Source organism: Acetobacter aceti, assembly GCF_002005445.1.
GTDB classification, from domain to species: domain Bacteria; phylum Pseudomonadota; class Alphaproteobacteria; order Acetobacterales; family Acetobacteraceae; genus Acetobacter; species Acetobacter aceti_B.
Genome location: NZ_CP014692.1, coordinates 1,058,654 through 1,079,981 on the forward strand (window position 1 = coordinate 1,058,654; position 21,328 = coordinate 1,079,981).

The following is a 21,328-nucleotide window of genomic DNA, read 5'->3' on the forward strand; positions in this document are numbered from 1 at the left end:
GAACGCCTCGCGCATGGTGGTCAGGTCGCGTCCACCGTATGGCGGAACGCCTTGACCGGTCCGATGCAGGTCAGCAGAAACTTGCCATATTCCCGTACCAGCAGATGCCATGTTCCTCGGGTGAAAGGTCTTTTCATCGCGGGAGGCTGGACAGGGTAGGGATTGAGCTGAACGTCCGGCAGGGTTCGCGCAATTTCCAGCTCGGCGCGCCACATATGATAACCGGCGGTGACAATGATCAGGCTGTGCAGCCTGTTGGCTCTTACCCAGTGCTTCGTTTCTGTGGCGTTTCCGGCTGTGGAGGTGGCTTCCCGCCCCAGGGTTATACGCCCGGTCAGGGCTGCGGGAAGGTTGGGAGCCAATTCCTGAAGCGTGACTTTTGGGTCGACACCCGAGACGAGGAGCAGGCGTCCTCGTCCTTGCTCAAGCAGGGAAAGAGACGTTTCTACACGACCTGTGCCGCCTGTCAGGGCGACAATTCCATCAGAGAAAGGGGGAAGGTTTGGTGTTCGCAGTGCGCTTCGCAGAAACAGTCCGAAGCCGATGAGAAGCAGCGATGCGCAGGTTAGAAGACATACGCCAGCCCAGCGCCACCAGAAGATTTTCGAGAGTCTTTTCCTCATGGCAGGCGGCGCAGCCACACCCGCACGATGATCTGCGCAGTGCACCAGCCGATCAGTGTGACGACGAGGGGGATGCAGCCCAGCCCGATCAGAAGCGTTTGCGGAGCGGCTCCCTGTCCGAATGCGAGCAGGGAGTCCTTCAGGATCACAAGCCGGTTTTCACCGTCCTGCGTCATGGTCGGCATGGAACCGGAAAAAGGCGCCATCAGGCGGGTCAGGATGGCGATGGGCGGAAGAGAAACCAGCGTGCCTGCCAGACCTCCCAGAAAGGACAGGAAAGCCACGCGGGATGCAAAGCGTCTGGCGACATAACCGTCAGATGCTCCCAGTTCGTGGAGAATGGTCACGCTTTCCCGTCGGGAGCCCAATCCGAGCCGTGTCGCCATTCCGATAACCGCGGCCCCGATCGCGCCGACAAGAATGATGGCCAGTCCGGCGCAGAAAAGCAGGCTGCTGGCGACAGTGTGGAGCCGGGAGCGCCAGTCGTCATTTTTTTCGATAAGAGTGCCGGGCGCTCTGGTTGTGAGAAGCGAGGCAAGAGAATCCGACAAGGCCCCGCCCGGCGTCAGATCGACCTCGATCACGGCCGGCAGCGGAAGAGCCGCCGTCCCGGCATTGCCGAGCCAGGGTTTCAGAAGCGCGTCGAGTTCTTTCTCATCCAGCCTGTGAATCCGCATGATGTCCGGCATTGTTTTGAGGACATTCAGAACGGCTTCGATGCGGGTTCCGGCGGAGGTGTGGCTGTCTGTCACTGCCTGTCTGTCTGGGTCGGGAACCTGCACGGTGATCAGGTTGGCGGCCCCTCTGGCCCATCTTTCAGAGAGTGCCTGCGCACCCACTGCTGCTGTGAAAGTCAGTGCGATCAGCAGACTCATGGCGGCGACCATGGTGAGCAGACTGCGGTCCGGCAGCGCGCGGGACAGGGCGAGGCCGTCGCGGACCCGATTGGTCCTACTCATCGGCGAGCAACCGCCCCTGCCGGAGTTGAAGGGCTGGGGCGGGGAAACGCTGGACAAGCGTATCGTTATGCGTGGCGACAACAACAGTGGTGCCAAGGTCCGACAGTTCTCGCAGCATGCCGATAACCCGCGCGGCCTGACTGTCTTCCAGAGCGTTGGTGGGTTCATCCGCCAACAGAAGGCCGGGCCGCATGATCACGGCGCGCGCGATGGCCGTTCGCTGCTGCTCGCCTCCCGAGAGTTCGACGGGCCGGGCGCGCTTGCGTTCGACAAGTCCCAGCCAGCCCAGCAGGGCGTCCACTTCCTGGGAAATCTCACCTTCCATACGTTTCTGAAGTCGCAGGGGAAGAGCGACATTATCCGCAACGGAAAGCGTTGGCATCAACCGGAAATCCTGATGGATCATACCGATTCGCTGTCTCAGGCGGGAGAGGGTGGAACGTTTTGTACGCGATCCGACTTCCGTGCCGAGAATTTCCATATCGCCAGATCTCGGCAGCGCTTCCATGTGCAGGAGACGCAGCAAGGTCGATTTTCCGGCTCCCGAGGGACCAAGCAGCCAGCGGAATCCGCCTTGCGGGATCGCAAGGCTGATGTTCCTGAGTGTGGCCTGACCTTCATTCGGCATACTGCCGTGATGCCAGGTGACGTCACGGAGCCGGATCATGCGAAGCATACTCCCTGAGGGATGGGGTCAGTCATGGGAAACACGCGATAGCATAACGCGCTGACCGGGAAACTGTCGATCTTCACCCAATAGAGTTTTCTGTCTCTTTCGCCTTCGTCGGATCATGTTTAGAAATTGGGAACCGATTCCAAGGCATAGTGCTTAACGAGGATTGTTAGTGTCTGCGTCCAGAGTGGTTTTCGCAGCACCAGAGAGGAACCCGGATGCTGATTGTCTGCCCGTCCTGTGGCATCAAATATAATGTGCCTGCGTCTTACCTGACGAAGGACAGGACACTGAAGTGTGCGGGGTGCGGCACAAGCTGGGTTGTCAAGGCTATGGAGGCTCCCGCTGCTGAAGTCGTGGTTCCTTCGGCACCTCCTGCTGCCGTAGCGCAGACGCTGGAATCGCAGCCGGCGATCCCGCAGCCGCGTGAAGCATCGGTCGTAGCGAAGGCTGAATCGACCGAACAACCCGTGGAGCAGGCTCCTTCCGTCCCCGCGGTTGCAGATGTTCCTTCCCCTGCCGCTGTATCGCAGCCAGTAGAATCCCAACCGGAACCGCAGCCAGTAGTCGCCCGGCAGGATGAGCCTTCAGACGCTGCGAAAGAAGAGTCGATCGACGTTCAGTCAGACCAGCACTCTGCGCTGCCGGCTTCGGAGACTCATGAACAGCCTCTCCAGTTCAAGGCTCCTGTTCAGAGTGAAGAGCAGGGTATTCCACATAAACAGGGCGCGGAGCCTGAAGAAGCCCCACCGGTCAGGGCTGCCGTTGAAGATACTCCGGCAGGAGAAGTCTCTGACGAGTCTTCTCTGACGGAAGAGCACAAATCGCTGGATGAAGCGCAGGGCGAAGCGCCGACGTTCGAAATTCAGGAGGCAGTCCCGCCAGAGGCTTCTGCTGAACCGCAGCATGAGACGTTTTCCACTCTTTCGGAAATGCGCGCCAACGAGCATTTCTCCACACACATTACCTCCCGTCAGGACAACTCTTCACAGGCAGATCATTCGTCGGAAAGCAGTTACGAAAAGCCTTTCAGCTTTCTCGATCTGCCAGTTGAACCTTCCTCTTCTCCGTCTTCCTCGTTTGAGGAAGCTCCCAACGAGAGCAAAACGGTCTATCGCAGCATCTGGGATGATGAGCCTGAAGCGCCTCCGGCGCAGACCTCCGGGTTTGGAACGAAGCCTGAGGAGGAGCCCCATAAATGGCGTGAAAAAGATCTTGACGAACATTTCAGTGTGGAGAACCGGGATTTTGCCGGAGGCGCGCCTCAGGCCGAAAATCTTGTTGAAGAATCCGATCATGCTGAGCGCCTGAAAAGCGCCGGTACGGTGCAGTCGGAAGTTGCGCATTCAGAAAACCAGGCTGACGTTCCCTGGATGCGTTCAGAGGAGAAGGAGACACAATCGGTTCATGATGAGTCTCTGCCTGCACCTGCTTCGCAGGACGGCGCATTCGACGACGTCATCACGCGCCTGCGTGCCGCCCGAAACAATCCTGGTGCTCAGGAAAACCATACGCCACCGAGCAGTCCGCCTGCGCAGCATCAGGCTGACGAGGAGATATCGCTGGCTGAACCCTGGGTGCCAGCCTGGGATCGTGTCGAGGAGGATGAAGAGCCCGCGACCGAGCACGCTGGTGAGTCCCACGTTTCCGTCTGGCACACTACAGATGAAGCAGAGCCCGAGGACATATCGCCTTCCGAGTCTGTTGCGGCAGTAGAGCAGGCAGGGGCTTCGGAAACGTCTGAAGAAGAGACGGTGGAAGTCGCAGCCCGGCATGTCACGCCCGCCATTGACATCTCCAGTCGTCTGAGAAGCGACGTTCTCAAGCGTGTGGAGCACGCCGACGGAAACCGCAGATCTTTTCTGGAGAGTCCGATTTTCTGGCGGAAAGCGTGGATTGCCAGTGGTGTAGGAGCCGTTATTCTTCTGGCCGCATGCACGCACTGGTTCAGTGCGCTACGCCATCTTTGGCCAGCATTGAATCTGCTCTGAGGTTAAGGGAAGGCTTTTTCCTGATACGAGTCTTTTTCCGCTTCTTTATCGGCTTCAAGATTGTGGCTGATAAAGCAGGGAGAAGGTCTGCTTGCAGCATTTTCGCCTATCGACGCCAGAGAAGCCTGATGTCGGTAGGGGCAGGTTTACATGGACCGGGCGGCGACCGCAGACAGGGTGGCGCCAAAGGCAGCGACAGCCATAAGCAGGATACCGTCGAAGATCAGCCCGGAGGGCGTCAGCAGGTGTGAGCCCAGCATGATTTCATGGGGGATGGCTTCCGAGACATGGGACATCACATCATGGGCCTGCGCGTCGACATGGCTGGCGCTTGAAGACACTGCGTTCACAACATGAGGCAATGCAGCCCAGCCGACGCCTGCTATCAGAAGCAGCGGGGCCAGTAATTCTGCAATCTGCTGTGCCATATAGAACAGGAAATACAGCACAGACCAGATCGTCAGTCTGATCAGGGAAGACAGGCCATTCGAGCTTCCATTCTGACGCTCCGTCAGAGAGCGGGAAGGGGAATAGCGGTCGTCACTGAAGCTCATGCGTTACGGTCTCTCTCTGTTGTCCGACAGAAGACCGGTGACGATCTTCACAGCTTTACTCCAGACCGGCGCTCGCAGGACATGCTGACGGATTGTCCACCGGCGTGGCGAAAAGCCACTCAGGCCATGCCATGCCAGCGGTTCCTCTGCAATTTATTATTTGAGATAGACCTGCCCGTACGAGGCGGCACCCAGTCCCGGGCAACTGCATGGCGCGCCGACGGGTGACGCAAGCGGCAGCTGGCAGGTGTAGAGGCCGGCCTTGCATGTACCGCCTAGCGGCGTGCCGGGAGGATAGGTGCCCGGCGCAATGGGTGTCCCTGCCTGACCAGTGCAGGCGGCCAGTGAAACAGCCGCGACACCGAGAAACAGAACCCGTGAAGCACGGCGTTTTGCAGACCGGAAAACAGATACAGTCATCGGAGTTCTCCTCAAGGATGAAATGGTGAAGGCAGAATAGTCTGATTTCTCAAGGAAGTCAGTAAAAGCAAAGTGTTGCTGCTTTGAGAGATATAACATCACTCCGACAGGGCGGTTCCCGCAGCATGGCCGCTCGCCCAGGCCCACTGGAAATTATATCCCCCCAGCCAGCCTGTGACATCCACGGCCTCGCCGACGAAATAAAGCTGCGGCAGGGTTGTGCTGGCCATGGTGCGCGATGAAAGCGCCTTTGTATCCACGCCCCCCGTGGTGACTTCGGCCTTGGCATAGCCCTCGGTTCCTGAAGGAGAAAATTGCCAGTTCTTGAGGGTTTCCGCTGCTGCCCTGAGCATTTTGTCGGGCCACTCGCCGGCGGCTTTCCCGCCCAGCAGGCGAGGACCAAGCACTTCAGCGAGTCGCCTCGGCATCAGTTCGGCAAGGATGGCTACAGCATGGGCGCGCGATCGACCTGTGCGGGCATCTCTCAGGGTCTCGAAAGCATCCTTATCCGGAAGAAGGTCGATCCTGATGGACTGTCCGGGTTTCCAGAAAGATGAAATCTGAAGAATTGCCGGGCCTGACAGTCCTTTATGCGTGAACAGCATGGCCTCTTCGAAAGCGGTTCTGCCGTTCTGCACGCGTACAGGCAAGGAGACGCCGGAAAGCGCAGGCATCCATTCCAGATCCTCGATATTGGCCTGTAGAGGCACAAGACCGGGAGCCGGAGGCACGAGTGGAACGCCAAACTGACGGGCCAGCCGATGGGCAAAGCCGGTCGCTCCGAGTTTGGGGATGGACAGGCCGCCTGTTGCGAGAACAAGGGATCTGGCCGTCAGGGTATGCGTGTCAGTTTCCACCGTAAAGTGGCCTGAAAACTGAACATCCCTGACCGTCTCGCTGAGGCGGATGGTCACATCGCCATTGTCGCACTCATCCAGAAGCATCTCGAGAATCTGCCGGGCAGACCCATCACAGAAGAGCTGCCCGAGTGTCTTTTCGTGCCACGCGATGCGATGCTTTTCGACCAGCGCCAGAAAATCGGCGGGTTTATAGCGGGCGAGCGCGGAGCGGGCAAAATGCCGGTTCTGGGACAGAAAACGGTCCGGCATGGTGTGCAGGTTGGTAAAATTGCACCGTCCACCGCCGGAAATCAGGATCTTTCGACCCGGCTCGTCATTATGGTCGAGGACCAGCACCCGCCTGCCACGTTGCCCGGCTGTGAGGGCGGTCATCAGTCCGGCTGCTCCGGCTCCGATGACGATTGCGTCGAATGTTTCCTGCCGTCTGCCGCTCACGCTGTCTTCTCCAGATAAAGAAAAAGCCGCCAGCCCGAAGGCCGGCGGCTTCCCAAAACCCTCTTCCGCACAGGGCGGAAGGCGTGTTCCAGATCAGCGCTTGCTGAACTGGAAGGAACGACGGGCCTTGGCCTTACCGTATTTCTTGCGCTCGACCTGACGGGAGTCACGGGTCAGGAACCCGGCTGCCTTCAGAACGCCACGCAGTTCAGGCTCATAGTGCGTCAGCGCACGGCTGATGCCGTGACGGACAGCACCGGCCTGACCGGACAGACCACCACCAACGACGGTGCAGACAACGTCGAACTGGTTGTAACGGTCGGTCACGAGGAACGGCTGTGTCAGCAGCATACGCAGGACCGGACGGGCGAAGTAGGTGCCGATCGGGCGACCGTTCACCGTGACATCACCCTTGCCGGGCTTGATCCAGACGCGGGCGACGGATTCTTTACGACGGCCGGTGGCGTAGGAACGCCCCTGAGCGTCGCGCTTTACTTCGTAGACAGGAGCTTCTGAAGACACGACCTGAGGAGCGACGTCCTTGAGGTCGGCGAGCGTGCCTGTGCGTTCAATCGTTTCAGACATGGCGATCAGACCCCACTCTTCGCAATGGCGGTGTTCTTGCGGTTCATCGCGGCGACATCCAGCTTCACTGGCTGCTGGCCGTCATGCGGATGCTCGGAACCGGCATAGACATGCAGGTTACGCATCTGGGCGCGCTGCAGCGGGCCACGTGTGATCATGCGCTCGACAGCCTTCTCGACGACTTCACCGGGGTGCTTGCCGTTAAGACGCTGCGTGATCGTGCGCTGCTTGATGCCACCCGCATAACCGGTGTGGTAATGGAAAAGCTTCTGGTCAACTTTGTTGCCGGTCAGCTTCACTTTTTCAGCGTTGATGATGACGACATGGTCGCCGCAATCAACGTGCGGTGTGAACTGCGGCTTGTGCTTGCCGCGCAGACGCGCTGCAACAAGAGTGGCGAGACGACCAAGAACGAGCCCTTCGGCGTCGATCAGGATCCAGTTCTTCGTCACTTCCGCGGGCTTAAGCGAGCGGGTGGTTTTCATTGTTTCTATGTCCGTCCAGGAATCTTGAGCGGTTCGGGTGGGGCCTTATGCGTAAGCCGGGAAGGCGCGTCAAGCGAAAAGACAGAGGAAAAAGAGTCGATTTGATTTGTTTCTTTAAATATAAGAACTATTTTTATTTGGTAACATGATACCGCAATGGTGGATTGCCGAGAAACCGCAGAAATCCGGCGGGAGCGGTTTTTCCTGATGCTCTTGAGACGACGCCCTGATATGTAGAAGGAACCAAGGCTGATCAAAGGGTTGCTGTCTTTCATGAACCGAGAAACCACACGCCGTACCATATTCACCTTATCCGCTCTTGCGGTCATGGGACTCGGCTCTGCGGGTTGGATCTGGATTCACAGGGAAGCCAATCACGAACTGATCGAAGCGCTGGAAAATGCGAAAGCCCATCTGCCGCCGGGCGTCGAATTTACCTGGAGCAAGGCTATCGCTCTGCCCACCAGCCACGGGGCGCGGCTGACAGACGTTGTGCTGAAAGATCCCAATGGGACGATTTCCGCAGCGACAATCGAACTGATCGGGGCTGTTGCGGGCTCGGGAGAGACAAAAAGCACGCCAGATCACAGCTCCCTGCATTTTGACCACGTCATCGCCTACACACTTCAGGTGACAGGCGCAGATGGCACCATGCAGGTGAAACGGTTGTCGCTCGATGGAATCATGTTGCCTCCATCGACAGAAGATCAGGTCAGCAGCCTGATGATGGATCACGGCGAGGCGACGCAGGTTGCTGTCACCTCGGTGGACGGTCTGGAAAGCGCCAGAGCTGATCATGTCATTCTGGACCAGTATGGCACGGGGCGGATTTCGCGGCTGACAGTCAGCAAATTTCTGCTTCATTACGGTGAACATCCCGTCAGGGACGCCAGTATAGCGCAACTGGTGTCAGATGGGTCCGATCTGGCAGGATTGCTGCAATCTTATCTGAAGGGGAATGGCTTGCTGTTTCACGACGGCAATCAGTCCTTCACGGTCGAGGATTTTCTTCTCAGTGGAGAGGTGGACGGTCCGGGCAGTGCACAGGACCGTCTTGTCGGATTTGAAAAAGGTCGTCTCCATATCGATACGGACGGCAAGAAAAGCCGTGTGACCGAGAGTTTCACACATTTCAGAGTGTGGCCGACGGGTCCGCGCAGCATGGCCATCAAGACGCTTGGTTATCAGAAATTCGATGGAGCGGTGGTGCTGAATGCGATTGTGGATCGCGAGGCGGATGTCGCGCATGTCACGCAGTTTGACGTCAATGCTCCTGAATTCGGACATCTGAATATGGCGGGCGATTTTGTCCAGCTGGCAGCGCCGCAGGGGGCGTTGCCACAGCCACAGATCGCGCACCTTGATTTTTCCTGGCGTGATGATGGGCTGGTTTCCCGTATTATCAACAGCATGGCGGTCGCTCAGGGTATGGACCCCGATGCCTATGTCACCTTGCTGCGTCGCACATGGTCTCCGGCAGGGGCGGCGCCGGACAGTGTGGGTGCGCAACTTGCCAAGTATATTGCAAACCCGGAAGCTGGCCCTCTGACCGCCATGATTGCTCCTGAAAAGCCAGTTCCTGTGCTGACTCTGGTGACAATTCCCGCGATGATGACGCATCCGCAAGTTGTCGAAATGCTTGGCCTGACTGTGCAGTCTCCGGTAGCAGGCGCTGCAGCTGGCGATGATGCGCAGGCGCCTGATCCCAACATGACGACTGACGAACCGGTTGATCCCGAAGTGCTGGCTCCCGGTCCCTCTGCTGCGCCCAAGACAGGCGTAACGGCGCAACCGTCAGGCCAGAAATAAGGAAACAGAGCCGACGTTTTCCGGGTATCCGGCAAAGCAGAATCTGACGTCGCTTTTAAAGCGATGACTGTCTGATCATTCCGGTACGTGTCGCGGATGATAATCGAGCATCAACTGGGTTGCTGAGGAACTGTTTTTCCGGAGTGTTTTTGAAACAGCGGGACACAGGGCGGGAGTCTGTTCTCAGGCGTCTTTTGTCTCTATTGACCCCATGCTTTCCATATAAAGTTTGAACTTTTCTTTCTGAAATATGTTCAATCAGAAATAATGACTGAGTGAAGGGTATGAAGCTGTCAGGAGTGATTTGTTTCCTGAGTAACGCAGTCAGGACGAATGCCTGAAGGTGAATTGCGGCGAAACTGACCACTATTTTTATGTTTGAGAAACAGGTCACTGGTGAAAATGCTGTCCAAGATATCGTCATGGTGTAAACCGAAAAATACTTCTTCCCCTTTGCTTTTGCGTGAAGAGGACGTTGCCCTGTTGGAGGCCGTTAAACAATTGCCCGCAGAGCGGCCATCCTTCCAGTACTGGGCGCAAGGCATCCTTGCTGTTTGTATCGTCGCACTGGCAATTTTTACCTTGGGGCGATTTCGTCTTGCTCTGGTCTGGGGAGGAATTCTCGCCATCGTCTGCTGGCCGCTCATGCAGTGGCTGGGTCGTAAATGGTCCCCCCGACATGCGGAGACAATTCTGCCACTGGCTGTTGTCTCGGGCATCGCGCTGGTGTTTGTCATTCCTGTTTCTTTCCTGATTGCAGCGGCGGCAGGTGAAGCTCAGGAAGGAGGGAACTGGATCAGGCAGGCAGGGGAAACAGGCGTTCCCGAACCCGGCTGGCTGTCGAAATTACCATGGGGCAGGGCGCAGATTGAGCATTGGTGGCAAATCAATCTTTCCAGTCCGGAGGGAATGAAGGCTCTGGTGCATAAACTCAATCCGGAACAGGCCCTGACCACGCTCGAACATATTGGTCACGGTCTTGTCAATACTGTTGTGATCCTCTGTTTTTCTCTGCTCATCCTGTTCTTCCTGCTGCGCGGGGGGCACAGGCTGATCGAGCATCTCAATCTGTTCATTCTGCGTCTGCTTGGCGCCAGAGGACAAATGGCCCAGAAACAGCTTGTCGGTGCTGTTCGTGGAGCAATGGCCGGTCTGGTGCTTGTGGGGCTGGCTGAAGGGGTCATCATAGGCGTATCGTATATTATTGCTGGTGCGCCCCAGCCTTTGCTTCTTGGTCTCTTTACAGCATTTGCCTCGATGATTCCGATGGTTGGAGGAGTTGCTGTCGCCATCAGTGCGTTGCTGATCGCCATCAAGGGTTCTTTGGGAGCCGGAATTGCGGTTGGGGTTTTCGGTTTTGTTGTTCTGTTTCTCGCGGACCATTTTATCCGGCCTGTTCTGATCGGAGGATCAATTCGCCTGCCATTCGTGTGGGTGCTGCTTGGTATTCTGGGAGGGATCGAGACCTGGGGTCTGAGTGGTCTGTTTATTGGACCGGTCCTGATGGCGCTCGCACATCTGATCTGGCGTTTCGGCTCCACGCGCGCCAACGGTGCGGGCAGAATGGTGGGTCATCAACCTGAGTAATAGGGCCGGAGATATTTCAGAAGACAGCTTTGCAAAAAGGAATTTTACAAAGCTGTCTTTCAAATCCGGTTGAGGTCTTTGATAAAGCTGTTTGCAAACGGATTTGAGGATCGCCTGTTTTTTGTGAAATTACTTTCTTCTGACAAGAACGTTGTCGAGAAGGCGGGTATTGCCAACTCTGACAGCCAGCGAGATCAAGGCTTCACCGTCAACGCTGTCGAGTTCTGTCAGAGAGTAAGGATCAGCAACACTGATATAATCCACAGAAAACTCAGGGTCTTTTGACAGGATGTCGCCAATCAATCTCTTGATGGACGACGCATTCCACTCGCCTGCGGCAATGTGCTCCTGTGCTTTTCCGAGGCTTTCATGCAGCAGGAGTGCGCGGTCCTGTTCGCTGTCCGTCAGATAGGAATTGCGGCTGGAGAGCGCGAGACCTTTTTCGTTGCGAACGATATCGCAGATGACGATATCCACAGGAATATTCAGGTCCGCCACCAGTCTTTTGATCACGGCGCATTGCTGTGCGTCTTTCTGGCCAAAAAAAGCTTTCGCAGGCTGGATGATATTGAAAAGCTTGGTGACAACAGTAGCAACACCAGAAAAATGTCCTGGTCTTATTGCGCCTTCGAGTGGTTTTGAAACCTCCCCGACATCAATGCTCGTAGCAAAACCGGGAGGATAGATTTCACTCTCGTCAGGGGTGAAGACGAAAGATACACCGGCCTCCCTGAGAAGAGCCAGATCCTTTTCCAGGGCTTTCGGATAGCGGTTGAGATCTTCATCAGGAGAAAACTGTGTCGGATTCACAAAGATGCTGACAGCGACAGCATCGCATTCTTTCCGCGCACGACGGACAAGACTCAGGTGGCCTTCATGCAGAAAACCCATTGTCGGAACAAATCCCAGTGTTCCATTCAGTCGGGCTCGTGTCTCGCGTGCGGCGGCAATGGTGGAAACAATCTGCATATCAGTGATCTTTATGGTCCAGAGAGGCGATGGCGGTAGCGAGTTCGTCAGGGTCCATTGTGGAACTCTGCGCATCCGTCGGAAAAGAACCTGAGCGCACATCGTCGGCATAGGCGCGAACGGCCTGTTCCATGGCGGCTCCGATGTCGGCAAAGCGCTTTGCGTGACGTGGCGGACGGCCTTCAAACAGACCAAGCACGTCATGCCAGACCTGAACCTGTCCGTCACAGCCAGCACCGGCTCCAATGCCGATGACAGGAATGCTGACTCTTTCAGACACGGCGGCGGCCAATGGGGCAGGAACGACTTCCAGCACAAGCGCAAAAGCTCCGGCAGCTTCGAGCGCAAGAGCATCTTCAATCAACTGACGTGCTTCATCTTTATGTCGTGCCTGCACGCGCAAGCCGATCTGATGCTGCGATTGAGGCGTCAGTCCCAGATGCCCCATGACAGGCACTCCACAATCAACCAGACGGTGGATCTGCGGGGTGATGCTCTGTCCACCCTCCAGCTTGACGGCCTGCACACCAGACGACTGCATCAGGCGGCGTGCGGAAGAGACGGCATCTTCGATGGTGGCATAGCTCAGAAACGGAAGATCAGCGACGACAAGCGCTTTCTGGCTGACGCGCATGACAGCGGCAGCGTGTCGTTCCATATCGTCAAGCGTGACGGGCAGGGTCGTGCTGTGACCCAGCATGACCATGCCCAGTGAATCGCCGACCAGAAGAACAGGAACGCCTGCTCGTTCGGCAATAAGGGCAGACGAGGAGTCGTAAGCCGTAATCATGGCGATGCGTTCGCCATTCTGCTTCATCTTCTGCACATCAGCGACTGTAACCCGCATGTCCGCCTCCGTTGTTCGGCACGTTGGGGCGCTGTTGTGCCTTACTCCGGCGGGAAGACCAAGGGGCTATAGAAAATGCTCAAGGCTGGAGTGCAAGGAGAGGGACTACTTCATATTTTGAAGTGGAGATTATTAATGCAAATGTGTAAGCATAAAGTAGATTTTACGGCGATCAGCAATGGAAATGAAAATATTATGATTAAAGACGTAACTACTGATCTGAACGCTATTTTGATGCTGCATGCAGATGTGGGAAAGGCTCTGGTCTATATAGTTAATAGTCCATTATTGGGGCGAGAGACTCTCTCGGCAGCATTAGGCGAATTATCAGAACATTTGGTGGCCACATTTATCGGGGGTGCCCGGAAGGCGCGTGGAAATAACGGCTTTGATCTTGTTGGTCCAAACGAGGAGAAAATAGAGGTGAAATCTCGCCAGCTCAGTAAGTGGGGCGGATCTTTGCAATTTAATTTTGGCACGCATTCTGCCACAGCAAATGAGGCTTTTTGCATCGCTTGGGACGACACCGTGTCACCTCCGGTAATCTTTGCCGCATTTCGTGCACCAATTTCTTGGATGCTCGAAAAATGGGGCTGCACCGGACAAACGTCTTATTCAATACGTACAAAATTAAAAGCACTTCAACGTGAAGCACATTCTAATATGCTAAACACAAGTAGCTAAATTTTCAGGGAAAAATGGTGCCGGCGGAGAGATTCGAACTCCCGGCCTTCGGTTTACAAAACCGCTGCACTACCACTGTGCTACGCCGGCAACGTGGCGGGGTATATAGCGTCTCCACTCACACCGTCAAGAGTCTTCGTCTGCCAGTGAAATCCACCGGGGGAGAGTGGTCAGACCGGCGCAGGTGAAACGTCCGCCGGGTAAGAAATCAGGGGCTCCGGTAATGCCGGGTGCGGAAAGCGGAAGCTGGCGTAAAACCCGCACGGCGAGAAAGCCGAAGCATTCGGCTTCCAGAGCGTCTCCGTTCCAGCCAAGGCTGTCTCCCGATAAGACGGGGGCGTTCAGGGCCTTTTGCAGTCCTTCCATCAGCACGGGATTATGGCGTCCACCGCCGCAGACGTACCAGACGTGGGGCTCCGCCGGAAATTGTGTACGCGCCACGGCGGCAACCGTGAAAGCGGCGAGTGTTGCCGCGCCATCGGCGGGAGAGCAGCCGGAAACCGCATCGAGAGCGGTAATGAAACTCTGGCGATCAAGGGATTTCGGGGCCGGGCGCCTGAAGTAGGGATCGGCCAGAAGTGTATCGAGAAGGGCCTGATCGACCTGTCCCTTCCGGGCCAGTGCGCCGTTCGTGTCACAGGCTACGCCAGTGTGCCGGAACGCCCAGTCATCCATCAGCGCGTTGCCTGGGCCGGTGTCGCAGGCAATGATCTCGCCATCCCGTCCCAGGAAAGTGACATTAGCCACGCCACCGATATTGAGTATGGCGACAGGCCTTGGGGCGTCCTGCAAAAGCGCCGCATGATACCAGGGTGCAAGCGGTGCGCCTTCACCACCGGCAGCGACGTCAGCGCTTCGGAAATCATGCACCACCGGAAGCCGCGTTTCGTGTGACAGGCGCGCCGCGTCGCCAATCTGCCAGGTCCGGCGCAGAGCCGGAGCATGATGGATCGTCTGTCCGTGAAAGCCGATCAGATCGACGGGGTCTGTCTGAAGCCGCAACGCTTCGACGGCTTCGACATGGCGTTCTGTCAGGCGTCGTTCGACTTCCAGAACTTCAGGCGCGTCCGATGTGAGGTGCGCCGCATGATCGAGAAGCGCGCGGGCGCATCGGCGAAGATCAGCGTCGTAGGGCAGGGACAGGGAAGGGCCGCGTTCAGAAACCGTAACGCCATCCGTGCGGATGACTGCGGCATCCACACCGTCCAGCGAGGTGCCGCTCATCAGACCGATGACGTTGAGCGGACGGTTCATGGCGGTAAACTCCGGCTGGACATGAGTTGGCTCTAAAGCAATTCCACTGAACTCTGGCCAGTGGAATTGCCCTAATTCATTGTTTATCGAGCATATTCACCAGTTCGAATGTGTCCATTCAAACTGGATATGCTCTAGCGGCGGAGTTCCATGGAAATCGGACCTTCACGGCGGCCGTGGGTGAACTGATCCACCATGGCGTTGCCTGAATTCATGAGCGAAGTCGCCGGACCCCGCCATACCAGCTTGCCCTGATACAGCATGGCGGCTTCATCGCCGATCCGCTGGGCGGAGGCCATGTCATGGGTGATGGCGATGGCCGTTGATCCCATTGTTTTCACGCAGTCGACAATCAGTCCGTCGATGACCGCGCCCATAATGGGATCGAGACCGGTTGTCGGCTCATCGAAGAACAGGATTTCAGGTCGGTCGGCGATGGCGCGGGCGAGACCGACGCGTTTCTGCATGCCGCCGGACAGTTCTGAGGGAGACAGATCGCCGACCGATGGGTCGAGACCGACCTGCTCCAGCACGGCGTTTGCCCGGGCCCGCGCTTCCGTACGCGAAAGGCGCGGATGCTTTTCGGAGTGTCTGGTGGGTTCGGGGGCCAGTAGACCGAAGGCCACATTTTCCCAGACCGACAGACTGTCGAACAGTGCGGCGTTCTGGAACAGCATGCCGATCTCGCCGATCCGTTCTTCGCGCTCACGGCGGGGCGCGCGCAGCACGTCCACGCCGTCAATTTCAATAAGCCCTTCATCCGGCTGGATAAGCCCCAGAATGCAGCGAAGCAGGACGGATTTCCCCGAACCGGACCCTCCTATGATCACGAAAGAGCTTTCTGCCGGAACATCGAGATCAATACCATCGAGTACGATCTTCGAACCAAAGGCCTTGCGGAGCCCGCGGATACGGATTTTCGGAGCGGCGGATGTGTTGTCTGTCATTGCGCGAAGAACAGGTCTGTCAGGAGGTAATCGAAAGCCAGCACAAGGATCGACGCGGAGACAACGGCGGCGGTCGTGGCGCTGCCAACGCCTTCGGCTCCGCCCCGGCTTGTATAGCCGTAATAGCAGCCCATCAGGGTGATGAGAAAACCGAACACGGTGGCTTTTACCAGTCCGACCATGACATCCTGGGCCTTCAGGGCGTTCATGGTGGCGGCGATATAGTTGTCCGGCGCAAAACCGAGCTTGATTGTCGCAACCGTAAAGCCGCCTGCGACACCGAGAATATCGGCCACTACAACCAGCAGAGGCAGGGCGATCACACCCGCCGCAAGGCGGGGGGCCACGAGATATTTCATCGGATGGGTGCGCAGGGTCGTCAGGGCGTCAATCTGGTCCGTCACCCGCATGGTGCCGATCTGCGCCGCCATGGCCGCACCCACACGACCGGCGACCATGAGGCCCGCCATGACCGGTCCCAGTTCGCGTGTCACCGCCAGCACCACGATGTTCGCGATGGCGCTTTGGGCGTGGTACTGCGCGAAGCCGGTGTAGGACTGGAGTGCGATCACGCCGCCTGAAAACAGGGCGGTCAGGGCGACAACCGGCAGGGACAGGAAGCCGGTGTCCGTCAGCGACTGGAGAAAGACGCGCCAGTAGAAGGGTGGTCGGAAAAAGCAGGAAACCCCTTCCAGCGCAAACAGGGCAACGGAACCTGCCCCTCGTGTCACGACAAACACCGTTCGGCCCAGCAGGGCGACAAGATCAAGCAGGGTGTTCATCCGGTGCGGCTGGTCCTTGATTCCGAGATAGGCTGATTTCGTACAGCGATAATAATTACAGTCATATAGCCGTAGCCCGCCAGTCGGGTGGCGTCAAAATTCGCCTTTGCTCCGGATATGTCCTGCCGAGATGTGAGTCCCAAAATTGCTTTACGGAACTCTTTTTTTTCCTGTCTTGACCGCAAGGGACCGGACAGGTTCAAGTCTGAGCGATTTCGGGCGGGCGCCCTGTTCGTCTGATGACAGGCCCGGAAATTCGAGAGGAGACTTCGGTGCGTATTGCAATGATCGGGGGAGGCTACGTCGGCCTTGTTTCGGCTGCGTGTTTCGCGGAATTCGGAATAGAAGTGGCTGTGGTTGAAAACAGCCCGGCTCGACTGGCCGCTCTGCGGAAAGGCCAGATTCCTATCTATGAACCAGGTCTCGACAAGCTGGTCGAGTCGAATATGCAGGCGGGGCGTCTGTCTTTCGGTGATGACATTACGGCCGCTGTCAAAGACGCTGAAGCGGTGTTTATTGCTGTCGGCACGCCGCCACGGAATGGCGATGGCGCGGCGGACATGCAGTATGTCCATGCCGCCGCGCAGCAGATCGCTCGCTCGCTGACCAACTATGCGGTTGTCGTGACGAAATCGACAGTTCCGGCTGGCACCAGTCGCCGGATCGCCGAAATTATCCGGGCCACGCGTCCTGACGCCGATTTCGACGTCGCATCCAATCCCGAGTTCCTGCGTGAAGGCAGTGCGATCGGCGATTTCATGCGTCCGGATCGTGTGATCATTGGTCTCGACAAGACGGCGCCAGATGGCGGCGCGCGGGCTGAGGCCGTCATGCGCAAGGTCTATCGTCCGTTGTCATTGATCGAGGCGCCTCTGCTCTTCACCTCGCTGGAGACATCGGAACTCACGAAATACGCTTCCAACTCGTTCCTTGCGGTGAAGATTTCCTTCATCAACGAGATGGCGAGCCTGTGTGAGAAACTGGGTGCGGATGTGCATGATCTGGCCAAAGGGATGGGGCTCGATGGTCGTATCGGCCGCAAGTTCCTGCATCCGGGTCCGGGGTATGGCGGCTCCTGCTTCCCGAAAGACACTCTGGCCCTGTCACGCATTGGACAGGAAGCCGGAAGCCCCTGCCGTCTGGTCGAGACGACCGTACAGGTCAACGACGCCCGCAAGATCGGTATGGCCGGACGCATCATTGCAGCCTGTGGCGGTTCGGCCGAAGGCAAGACGATTGCGATTCTCGGACTGACCTTCAAGCCGGAAACCGATGATATGCGTGAGGCGCCGTCGATCCCCATTCTGCATCGTCTGGCTGAAGCCGGCGCGAAGCTGCGGGCGTTTGATCCGGTGGGCATGGAAGTGGCAGCGCCGATGATGCCGCCGACCACGACATACTGCACCGATGCGCTGGACGCGGCCAAAGGCGCGGATGCGCTGGTTGTGCTGACGGAGTGGAATGTCTTCCGCGCGCTTGCGCCAAAAGCTCTTGTGGAGACGATGAAGGGGAAAGTGGTCGTCGATCTTCGTAATATCTTCGACCCGGCAGCGATGCGGGCAGTAGGGCTGGAGTACCAGTCCGTTGGTCGTCCCTGAGCCAGACCATCAGTCTGTGGCTGCAAGGTGTCGGGGGGGAGAACTGCATGCTCTCCCCCCGAGGCTCTCAAAGAGGCAAATAAACTTGAGATGACACTGAGCCTGGTTTCCGCTAACCTGCCATGCTTCAGAGTTTGCGAGCGCGGAGTGGGGGCAGCATGGAATGGCAGGGTCTGATTTCCATACTCATTGCTGTGTTCATGTTTTTCATACTGCCGCTGATCATAGGCTTTGCGATTGTGATCAGGGATGCGCGCTGGCAGGCTGAACACTCTTCCTGCCGCAAACCGCAGCGGATCAGGACGAGAGAAGTCACCCTTTCAAGGTAAGGGGGCTGTTCTCTTCATGTGCGTCTTGAATTGAGAACAATTCGGTGTGCGCAAAGGAAGTGGGCCCGATCCAGCAGAGGCACCGTAAGGTTTTCGGCTGATTGAAAAGATTTTCTTGTAGATATTTTCCAGCAGACTTCAGGGAATGCCGTTTTTTTGAGGAAAGACGGTGATGAGTGATCTGCTTTTTTGGGTCCGTTTGCAGACCTGCGATGGTGTTTGGGAGCAGTCTCTGATGACTGCTCCCTGCACTGCGTTAGTTGGAAGTTGCGCGGTCTACCGCACGGCCTGCCTTCTCAATCGGACCTTTGGGCGGATCAACAGCGTCCCGCACTTTTTCACCAAAAGTCCGCTCGTGCGGCTTGCAGGCAGTCAGACCGGCGCAGGCGATCGAGAGTGCAAGAAGAGTAAAGAGAGTAGAACGCATGAAAAATCTCCTATAGATTTTTGCCAAGCGTGCCGAAGGGCATAAAGTTGCATTTTCCAAATGCTTTTTATGAAACGATGTATGAAAAGCAGTGCGGGACTTGATGTGGTGTTAATAAAACACCCTGATTTTTACAAATTTAAAAAAATCTTTCTGAGAAAAAGAGGCGCCGCGGATTACAAACGACGCGCCGTTTTTCGCATCGCCAGCCAGTTCTGAAGAAGGAATGACTCGGCGGGTTCGTAAGGGACAGTTATAGAAAACCGGATGATTTAGCTGCTCGTTCTATGCCTTTAAATCGTTCCTGATATATTTATTTAATTTCTAATATAAAGAATAATATTGATGATGGTTTTTCTTTCCGGGCTCTGGATAGGTGGTTTTATTGGTTTTTTCGTAAATTTAATTTTTAATAAGTCATAATATACATGAAAAATCGTCTTCTGTTTATTCTGAAGTCCCGTGAAGGCCATTGGGGCTACGGTTCCCGTGAATCTGGTCTCTCAAATTCTGTCCGTTTCATTGTGGACATGCTCAATTCAAATGGCATTGAAGCACAATCTGTCGAAGTTTCTGATAACAACAGTATTGATCGTGAGGTGACATCCTACAGGCCAACTCATGTGATCATCGAAGCGTTCTGGGTTGTACCGGATAAATTCGATGTTCTGAAGACACTGCATCCACAGGTGCAATGGATTGTCAGAGATCATTCGGAAACGCCGTTTCTGGCCAATGAAGGCATCGCTTTTGGCTGGACCGTGGATTATCTGAGTCGCGGTGTTGAAGTCATGTGTAACGCACCACGTGCCGTCTCGGATATGGCTGTCGTGGCGATGGGGTGTGGGCTGGACCCGTCAGGAATTACCTATGGACCGAATGTTTATCCGGTTCCGCGTCTGTGTGACATAAAGCCGCACGCCCGTCAGCGGGGTGTCGTCAATATTGGATGCTTTGGAGCCGTCCGGCCCCTGAAAAATCATATGACACAGGCGATTGCCGCCATCGCATTCGCCGAATCCATCGGCATGGTTTTGCGTTTCCACATCAATGCAACGCGTGTGGAGGGGCAGGGAAGCCCTGTCCTGAAAAATCTGCGTGAACTCTTCGCAAGATCAGATCATCAACTGGTCGAGCATGGATGGATGCCTCATGCAGAATTTCTGTCCGTGCTCTCTGATATCGATATTCTCATGCAGGTTTCCTTTACCGAAACATTCAACATCGTTGCGGCCGATGCGATGGCCATGAGTGTTCCGGTTCTGGTGTCTTCCGAACTGCCGTGGATTGGTCATTACGCGCATCGAAATCCGACTGACGCTGCTGACATGGCGCAGGGCCTGTATTCAATCTGGAATGAAAACGAGCATGAGCGTCTGGCGCGACTCCTGAAGCAGCGTCGCGACATGGAAGTCTATTGCGCCCGTTCTTCTGCAACGTGGCGGAGACGTTTCAGTGGGGGATTCCGATTGGCCGGCATGGCAGAGCAGGATATGGCGAATGCCTGACTGGGCTTTATTCTGCGGTCTGGGGGCGGTCAGTGCAACGCTCATTAATGCCGGACTGGTGACCTGTTTCATCTGGTTGAAGAAGAAACAGGACGAGACTTTCTGGGATCAAAGGAAGTGAAAAAATTCCTTTTGCTCGGTATCCTGTGTCTTGGATGTGAGGGGTGCTCGACAATCCCCGCAGAAGCGCAGCATGATTTGCTGGGGTTGTCTCGCTCAGATCTTGTGGCCTGTGCAGGGGTGCCTGACCAGGATGAAACAAGAGATGATCAGGAAGTGCTTGTCTGGAAGATTGAAAAATCCGGTAGAGGGTCATTCTCCATTTCTGCACCTCTTGATATTTCCATGACCATCAACACCAGCGGCGCCTGTCACGTCATTGCCAGTGTAAGGGATGGCAAAGTCGCGCGACTGGCTTATACCGGCCCTTCATCAACATGGCAGGGCAAGGATGCGGCCTGCGAGCCGGTCTTGAGGGCCTGTGTCATACCCGCGGTAAAGTAGATCCTGGCTCGGGAGAGTCTCAGACGGCTTCTATGCCCGGTAGAATTGGAAATGTTTACAACATGAAACAGACTATTCTGCCGGGCGTGATTCTCGATGAGGATGAACTGGAGATCACTTATATTCTGGCTTCGGGTCCCGGTGGTCAGAATGTGAATAAAGTCGCGACTGCTGCCCAGTTACGATTCAATGTGATCAATGCTCAGGGTATACCAGAGCGTATCCGTTTGAAGGTTCTGGAACTGGCCGGAGCGCGGGCGACACGGGATGGGTCAATCGTCATCACGGGAAGGCGATTCCGCAGTCAGCCGCGTAATCGGGAAGATGTCATCCAGCGTCTGGTTGATCTGATCCGACAGGCGGCGCATCGCCCGGCATTTCGTGTTGCGACAAGACCGGGTCGCGCCGCCAGGCAAAGACGTCTGGACGGAAAAGCCCACCGCGCTGGTATCAAGCAGAATCGCAGGGTGAGGTCTGACGACTGATGGTGCTTCAGTC

22 protein-coding genes and 1 tRNA gene are annotated in these 21,328 nt (G+C 56.4%); 8 read left to right on the forward strand and 15 right to left on the reverse strand.

The window, feature by feature from the left end:
• Positions 1–20: 20 nt before the first annotated feature.
• The 3 genes from A0U92_RS04835 to A0U92_RS04845 are packed head-to-tail and all read right to left on the reverse strand — an operon-like array spanning position 21 to position 2,249.
• Complete coding sequence (locus tag A0U92_RS04835; RefSeq protein WP_187668868.1) at positions 21–623, reverse strand: YdcF family protein; 603 nt, start codon at positions 621–623, stop codon at positions 21–23.
• Positions 620–1,582, reverse strand: a complete 963-nt coding sequence (locus tag A0U92_RS04840; RefSeq protein ID WP_077812245.1) for a cell division protein FtsX — start codon at positions 1,580–1,582, stop codon at positions 620–622. Before A0U92_RS04840 ends, A0U92_RS04835 begins: the two co-directional genes overlap by 4 nt.
• The gene (locus tag A0U92_RS04845) at positions 1,575–2,249 is read right to left on the reverse strand and encodes a cell division ATP-binding protein FtsE (RefSeq protein ID WP_077814253.1); all 675 of its coding nucleotides are present in this window, start codon (positions 2,247–2,249) and stop codon (positions 1,575–1,577) included. The genes A0U92_RS04840 and A0U92_RS04845 overlap by 8 nt, the downstream gene beginning before the upstream one ends.
• Positions 2,250–2,473: 224 nt before the next feature.
• On the opposite strand from A0U92_RS04845, the gene A0U92_RS04850 reads away from it, so the two are divergent.
• Entirely contained in the window at positions 2,474–4,246 is a 1,773-nt protein-coding gene (locus A0U92_RS04850; RefSeq protein ID WP_077812246.1) for a zinc-ribbon domain-containing protein, read from the forward strand.
• A 146-nt stretch (positions 4,247–4,392) separates the two neighbouring features.
• Here A0U92_RS04850 and A0U92_RS04855 read toward each other — a convergent pair whose 3' ends face one another.
• From A0U92_RS04855 to rplM, 5 genes are all read right to left on the reverse strand, one after another.
• Positions 4,393–4,800 carry a hypothetical protein gene (locus A0U92_RS04855; RefSeq protein WP_077812247.1) on the reverse strand — a complete coding sequence of 136 codons (408 nt, stop codon included), beginning with the start codon at positions 4,798–4,800 and terminating at the stop codon, positions 4,393–4,395.
• Positions 4,801–4,956: 156 nt separating this feature from the next.
• Complete coding sequence (locus tag A0U92_RS04860) at positions 4,957–5,220, reverse strand: hypothetical protein (RefSeq protein WP_077812248.1); 264 nt, start codon at positions 5,218–5,220, stop codon at positions 4,957–4,959.
• A gap of 98 nt (positions 5,221–5,318) precedes the next feature.
• Positions 5,319–6,515, reverse strand: a complete 1,197-nt coding sequence (locus tag A0U92_RS04865) for a BaiN/RdsA family NAD(P)/FAD-dependent oxidoreductase (RefSeq protein ID WP_077812249.1) — start codon at positions 6,513–6,515, stop codon at positions 5,319–5,321.
• Between the two features lie 93 nt (positions 6,516–6,608).
• Complete coding sequence (gene rpsI, locus A0U92_RS04870; RefSeq protein ID WP_077812250.1) at positions 6,609–7,100, reverse strand: 30S ribosomal protein S9; 492 nt, start codon at positions 7,098–7,100, stop codon at positions 6,609–6,611.
• 5 nt (positions 7,101–7,105) lie between these two features.
• Entirely contained in the window at positions 7,106–7,585 is a 480-nt protein-coding gene (gene rplM / locus A0U92_RS04875; protein ID WP_077812251.1) for a 50S ribosomal protein L13, read from the reverse strand.
• Between the two features lie 273 nt (positions 7,586–7,858).
• Here rplM and A0U92_RS04880 point away from each other — a divergent pair, with 273 nt between their 5' ends.
• Both A0U92_RS04880 and A0U92_RS04885 read left to right on the forward strand, forming a co-directional pair.
• A complete protein-coding gene (locus A0U92_RS04880) occupies positions 7,859–9,394 on the forward strand; it encodes a 3-demethylubiquinone-9 3-methyltransferase (protein WP_077814254.1) in 1,536 nt (511 codons plus the stop codon).
• A gap of 483 nt (positions 9,395–9,877) precedes the next feature.
• Positions 9,878–10,981: an AI-2E family transporter gene (locus tag A0U92_RS04885; RefSeq protein WP_236748275.1), complete on the forward strand. Its 1,104-nt coding sequence runs from the start codon at positions 9,878–9,880 to the stop codon at positions 10,979–10,981.
• Positions 10,982–11,110: 129 nt separating this feature from the next.
• Here the strand turns inward: A0U92_RS04885 and panC are convergent, their stop codons facing one another.
• Together panC and panB are read right to left on the reverse strand one after the other, a co-directional pair.
• Positions 11,111–11,950 carry a pantoate--beta-alanine ligase gene (panC, locus tag A0U92_RS04890; protein WP_077812253.1) on the reverse strand — a complete coding sequence of 280 codons (840 nt, stop codon included), beginning with the start codon at positions 11,948–11,950 and terminating at the stop codon, positions 11,111–11,113.
• Position 11,951: 1 nt separating this feature from the next.
• Complete coding sequence (gene panB, locus A0U92_RS04895) at positions 11,952–12,797, reverse strand: 3-methyl-2-oxobutanoate hydroxymethyltransferase (RefSeq protein WP_077812254.1); 846 nt, start codon at positions 12,795–12,797, stop codon at positions 11,952–11,954.
• Positions 12,798–12,872: 75 nt separating this feature from the next.
• On the opposite strand from panB, the gene A0U92_RS04900 reads away from it, so the two are divergent.
• A complete protein-coding gene (locus A0U92_RS04900) occupies positions 12,873–13,481 on the forward strand; it encodes a hypothetical protein (RefSeq protein WP_077812255.1) in 609 nt (202 codons plus the stop codon).
• 15 nt (positions 13,482–13,496) lie between these two features.
• Here the strand turns inward: A0U92_RS04900 and A0U92_RS04905 are convergent.
• From A0U92_RS04905 to A0U92_RS04920, 4 genes are all read right to left on the reverse strand, one after another.
• A tRNA-Thr gene (locus A0U92_RS04905) sits at positions 13,497–13,571 on the reverse strand.
• Between the two features lie 36 nt (positions 13,572–13,607).
• Positions 13,608–14,735: an anhydro-N-acetylmuramic acid kinase gene (locus A0U92_RS04910; protein WP_077812256.1), complete on the reverse strand. Its 1,128-nt coding sequence runs from the start codon at positions 14,733–14,735 to the stop codon at positions 13,608–13,610.
• Positions 14,736–14,869: 134 nt separating this feature from the next.
• Positions 14,870–15,682, reverse strand: a complete 813-nt coding sequence (locus tag A0U92_RS04915) for an ABC transporter ATP-binding protein (protein WP_077812257.1) — start codon at positions 15,680–15,682, stop codon at positions 14,870–14,872.
• The gene (locus tag A0U92_RS04920) at positions 15,679–16,464 is read right to left on the reverse strand and encodes an MlaE family ABC transporter permease (RefSeq protein ID WP_077812258.1); all 786 of its coding nucleotides are present in this window, start codon (positions 16,462–16,464) and stop codon (positions 15,679–15,681) included. Before A0U92_RS04920 ends, A0U92_RS04915 begins: the two co-directional genes overlap by 4 nt.
• A 284-nt stretch (positions 16,465–16,748) precedes the next feature.
• Between A0U92_RS04920 and A0U92_RS04925 the strand changes: the two genes are divergently transcribed.
• Complete coding sequence (locus A0U92_RS04925) at positions 16,749–18,062, forward strand: UDP-glucose dehydrogenase family protein (RefSeq protein ID WP_077812259.1); 1,314 nt, start codon at positions 16,749–16,751, stop codon at positions 18,060–18,062.
• 585 nt (positions 18,063–18,647) lie between these two features.
• Here the strand turns inward: A0U92_RS04925 and A0U92_RS17685 are convergent.
• The gene (locus tag A0U92_RS17685) at positions 18,648–18,818 is read right to left on the reverse strand and encodes a hypothetical protein (protein WP_187668870.1); all 171 of its coding nucleotides are present in this window, start codon (positions 18,816–18,818) and stop codon (positions 18,648–18,650) included.
• A 428-nt stretch (positions 18,819–19,246) separates the two neighbouring features.
• On the opposite strand from A0U92_RS17685, the gene A0U92_RS04930 reads away from it, so the two are divergent.
• From A0U92_RS04930 to arfB, 3 genes are all read left to right on the forward strand, one after another.
• Positions 19,247–20,326 (forward strand): glycosyltransferase family protein, encoded by a 1,080-nt coding sequence (locus A0U92_RS04930; RefSeq protein ID WP_077812260.1) that lies wholly within the window; start codon positions 19,247–19,249, stop codon positions 20,324–20,326.
• A 117-nt stretch (positions 20,327–20,443) separates the two neighbouring features.
• Positions 20,444–20,830: a hypothetical protein gene (locus A0U92_RS04935; protein ID WP_077812261.1), complete on the forward strand. Its 387-nt coding sequence runs from the start codon at positions 20,444–20,446 to the stop codon at positions 20,828–20,830.
• A gap of 62 nt (positions 20,831–20,892) precedes the next feature.
• Positions 20,893–21,315, forward strand: a complete 423-nt coding sequence (arfB, locus tag A0U92_RS04940; RefSeq protein WP_077814255.1) for an alternative ribosome rescue aminoacyl-tRNA hydrolase ArfB — start codon at positions 20,893–20,895, stop codon at positions 21,313–21,315.
• Positions 21,316–21,328 lie beyond the last annotated feature (13 nt).

Coding starts and splice junctions, on each gene's coding strand:
- A0U92_RS04835 (WP_187668868.1), bottom strand. CDS start 623: ATGAGGAAAAGACTCTCGAAAATCTTCTGGTGGCGCTGGGCTGGCGTA.
- A0U92_RS04840 (WP_077812245.1), bottom strand. CDS start 1,582: ATGAGTAGGACCAATCGGGTCCGCGACGGCCTCGCCCTGTCCCGCGCG.
- A0U92_RS04845 (WP_077814253.1), bottom strand. CDS start 2,249: ATGATCCGGCTCCGTGACGTCACCTGGCATCACGGCAGTATGCCGAAT.
- A0U92_RS04850 (WP_077812246.1), top strand. CDS start 2,474: ATGCTGATTGTCTGCCCGTCCTGTGGCATCAAATATAATGTGCCTGCG.
- A0U92_RS04855 (WP_077812247.1), bottom strand. CDS start 4,800: ATGAGCTTCAGTGACGACCGCTATTCCCCTTCCCGCTCTCTGACGGAG.
- A0U92_RS04860 (WP_077812248.1), bottom strand. CDS start 5,220: ATGACTGTATCTGTTTTCCGGTCTGCAAAACGCCGTGCTTCACGGGTT.
- rpsI (WP_077812250.1), bottom strand. CDS start 7,100: ATGTCTGAAACGATTGAACGCACAGGCACGCTCGCCGACCTCAAGGAC.
- rplM (WP_077812251.1), bottom strand. CDS start 7,585: ATGAAAACCACCCGCTCGCTTAAGCCCGCGGAAGTGACGAAGAACTGG.
- A0U92_RS04880 (WP_077814254.1), top strand. CDS start 7,859: ATGAACCGAGAAACCACACGCCGTACCATATTCACCTTATCCGCTCTT.
- panC (WP_077812253.1), bottom strand. CDS start 11,950: ATGCAGATTGTTTCCACCATTGCCGCCGCACGCGAGACACGAGCCCGA.
- panB (WP_077812254.1), bottom strand. CDS start 12,797: ATGCGGGTTACAGTCGCTGATGTGCAGAAGATGAAGCAGAATGGCGAA.
- A0U92_RS04900 (WP_077812255.1), top strand. CDS start 12,873: ATGCTCAAGGCTGGAGTGCAAGGAGAGGGACTACTTCATATTTTGAAG.
- A0U92_RS04910 (WP_077812256.1), bottom strand. CDS start 14,735: ATGAACCGTCCGCTCAACGTCATCGGTCTGATGAGCGGCACCTCGCTG.
- A0U92_RS04915 (WP_077812257.1), bottom strand. CDS start 15,682: ATGACAGACAACACATCCGCCGCTCCGAAAATCCGTATCCGCGGGCTC.
- A0U92_RS04920 (WP_077812258.1), bottom strand. CDS start 16,464: ATGAACACCCTGCTTGATCTTGTCGCCCTGCTGGGCCGAACGGTGTTT.
- A0U92_RS04925 (WP_077812259.1), top strand. CDS start 16,749: ATGATCGGGGGAGGCTACGTCGGCCTTGTTTCGGCTGCGTGTTTCGCG.
- A0U92_RS17685 (WP_187668870.1), bottom strand. CDS start 18,818: ATGCGTTCTACTCTCTTTACTCTTCTTGCACTCTCGATCGCCTGCGCC.
- A0U92_RS04930 (WP_077812260.1), top strand. CDS start 19,247: ATGAAAAATCGTCTTCTGTTTATTCTGAAGTCCCGTGAAGGCCATTGG.
- arfB (WP_077814255.1), top strand. CDS start 20,893: ATGAAACAGACTATTCTGCCGGGCGTGATTCTCGATGAGGATGAACTG.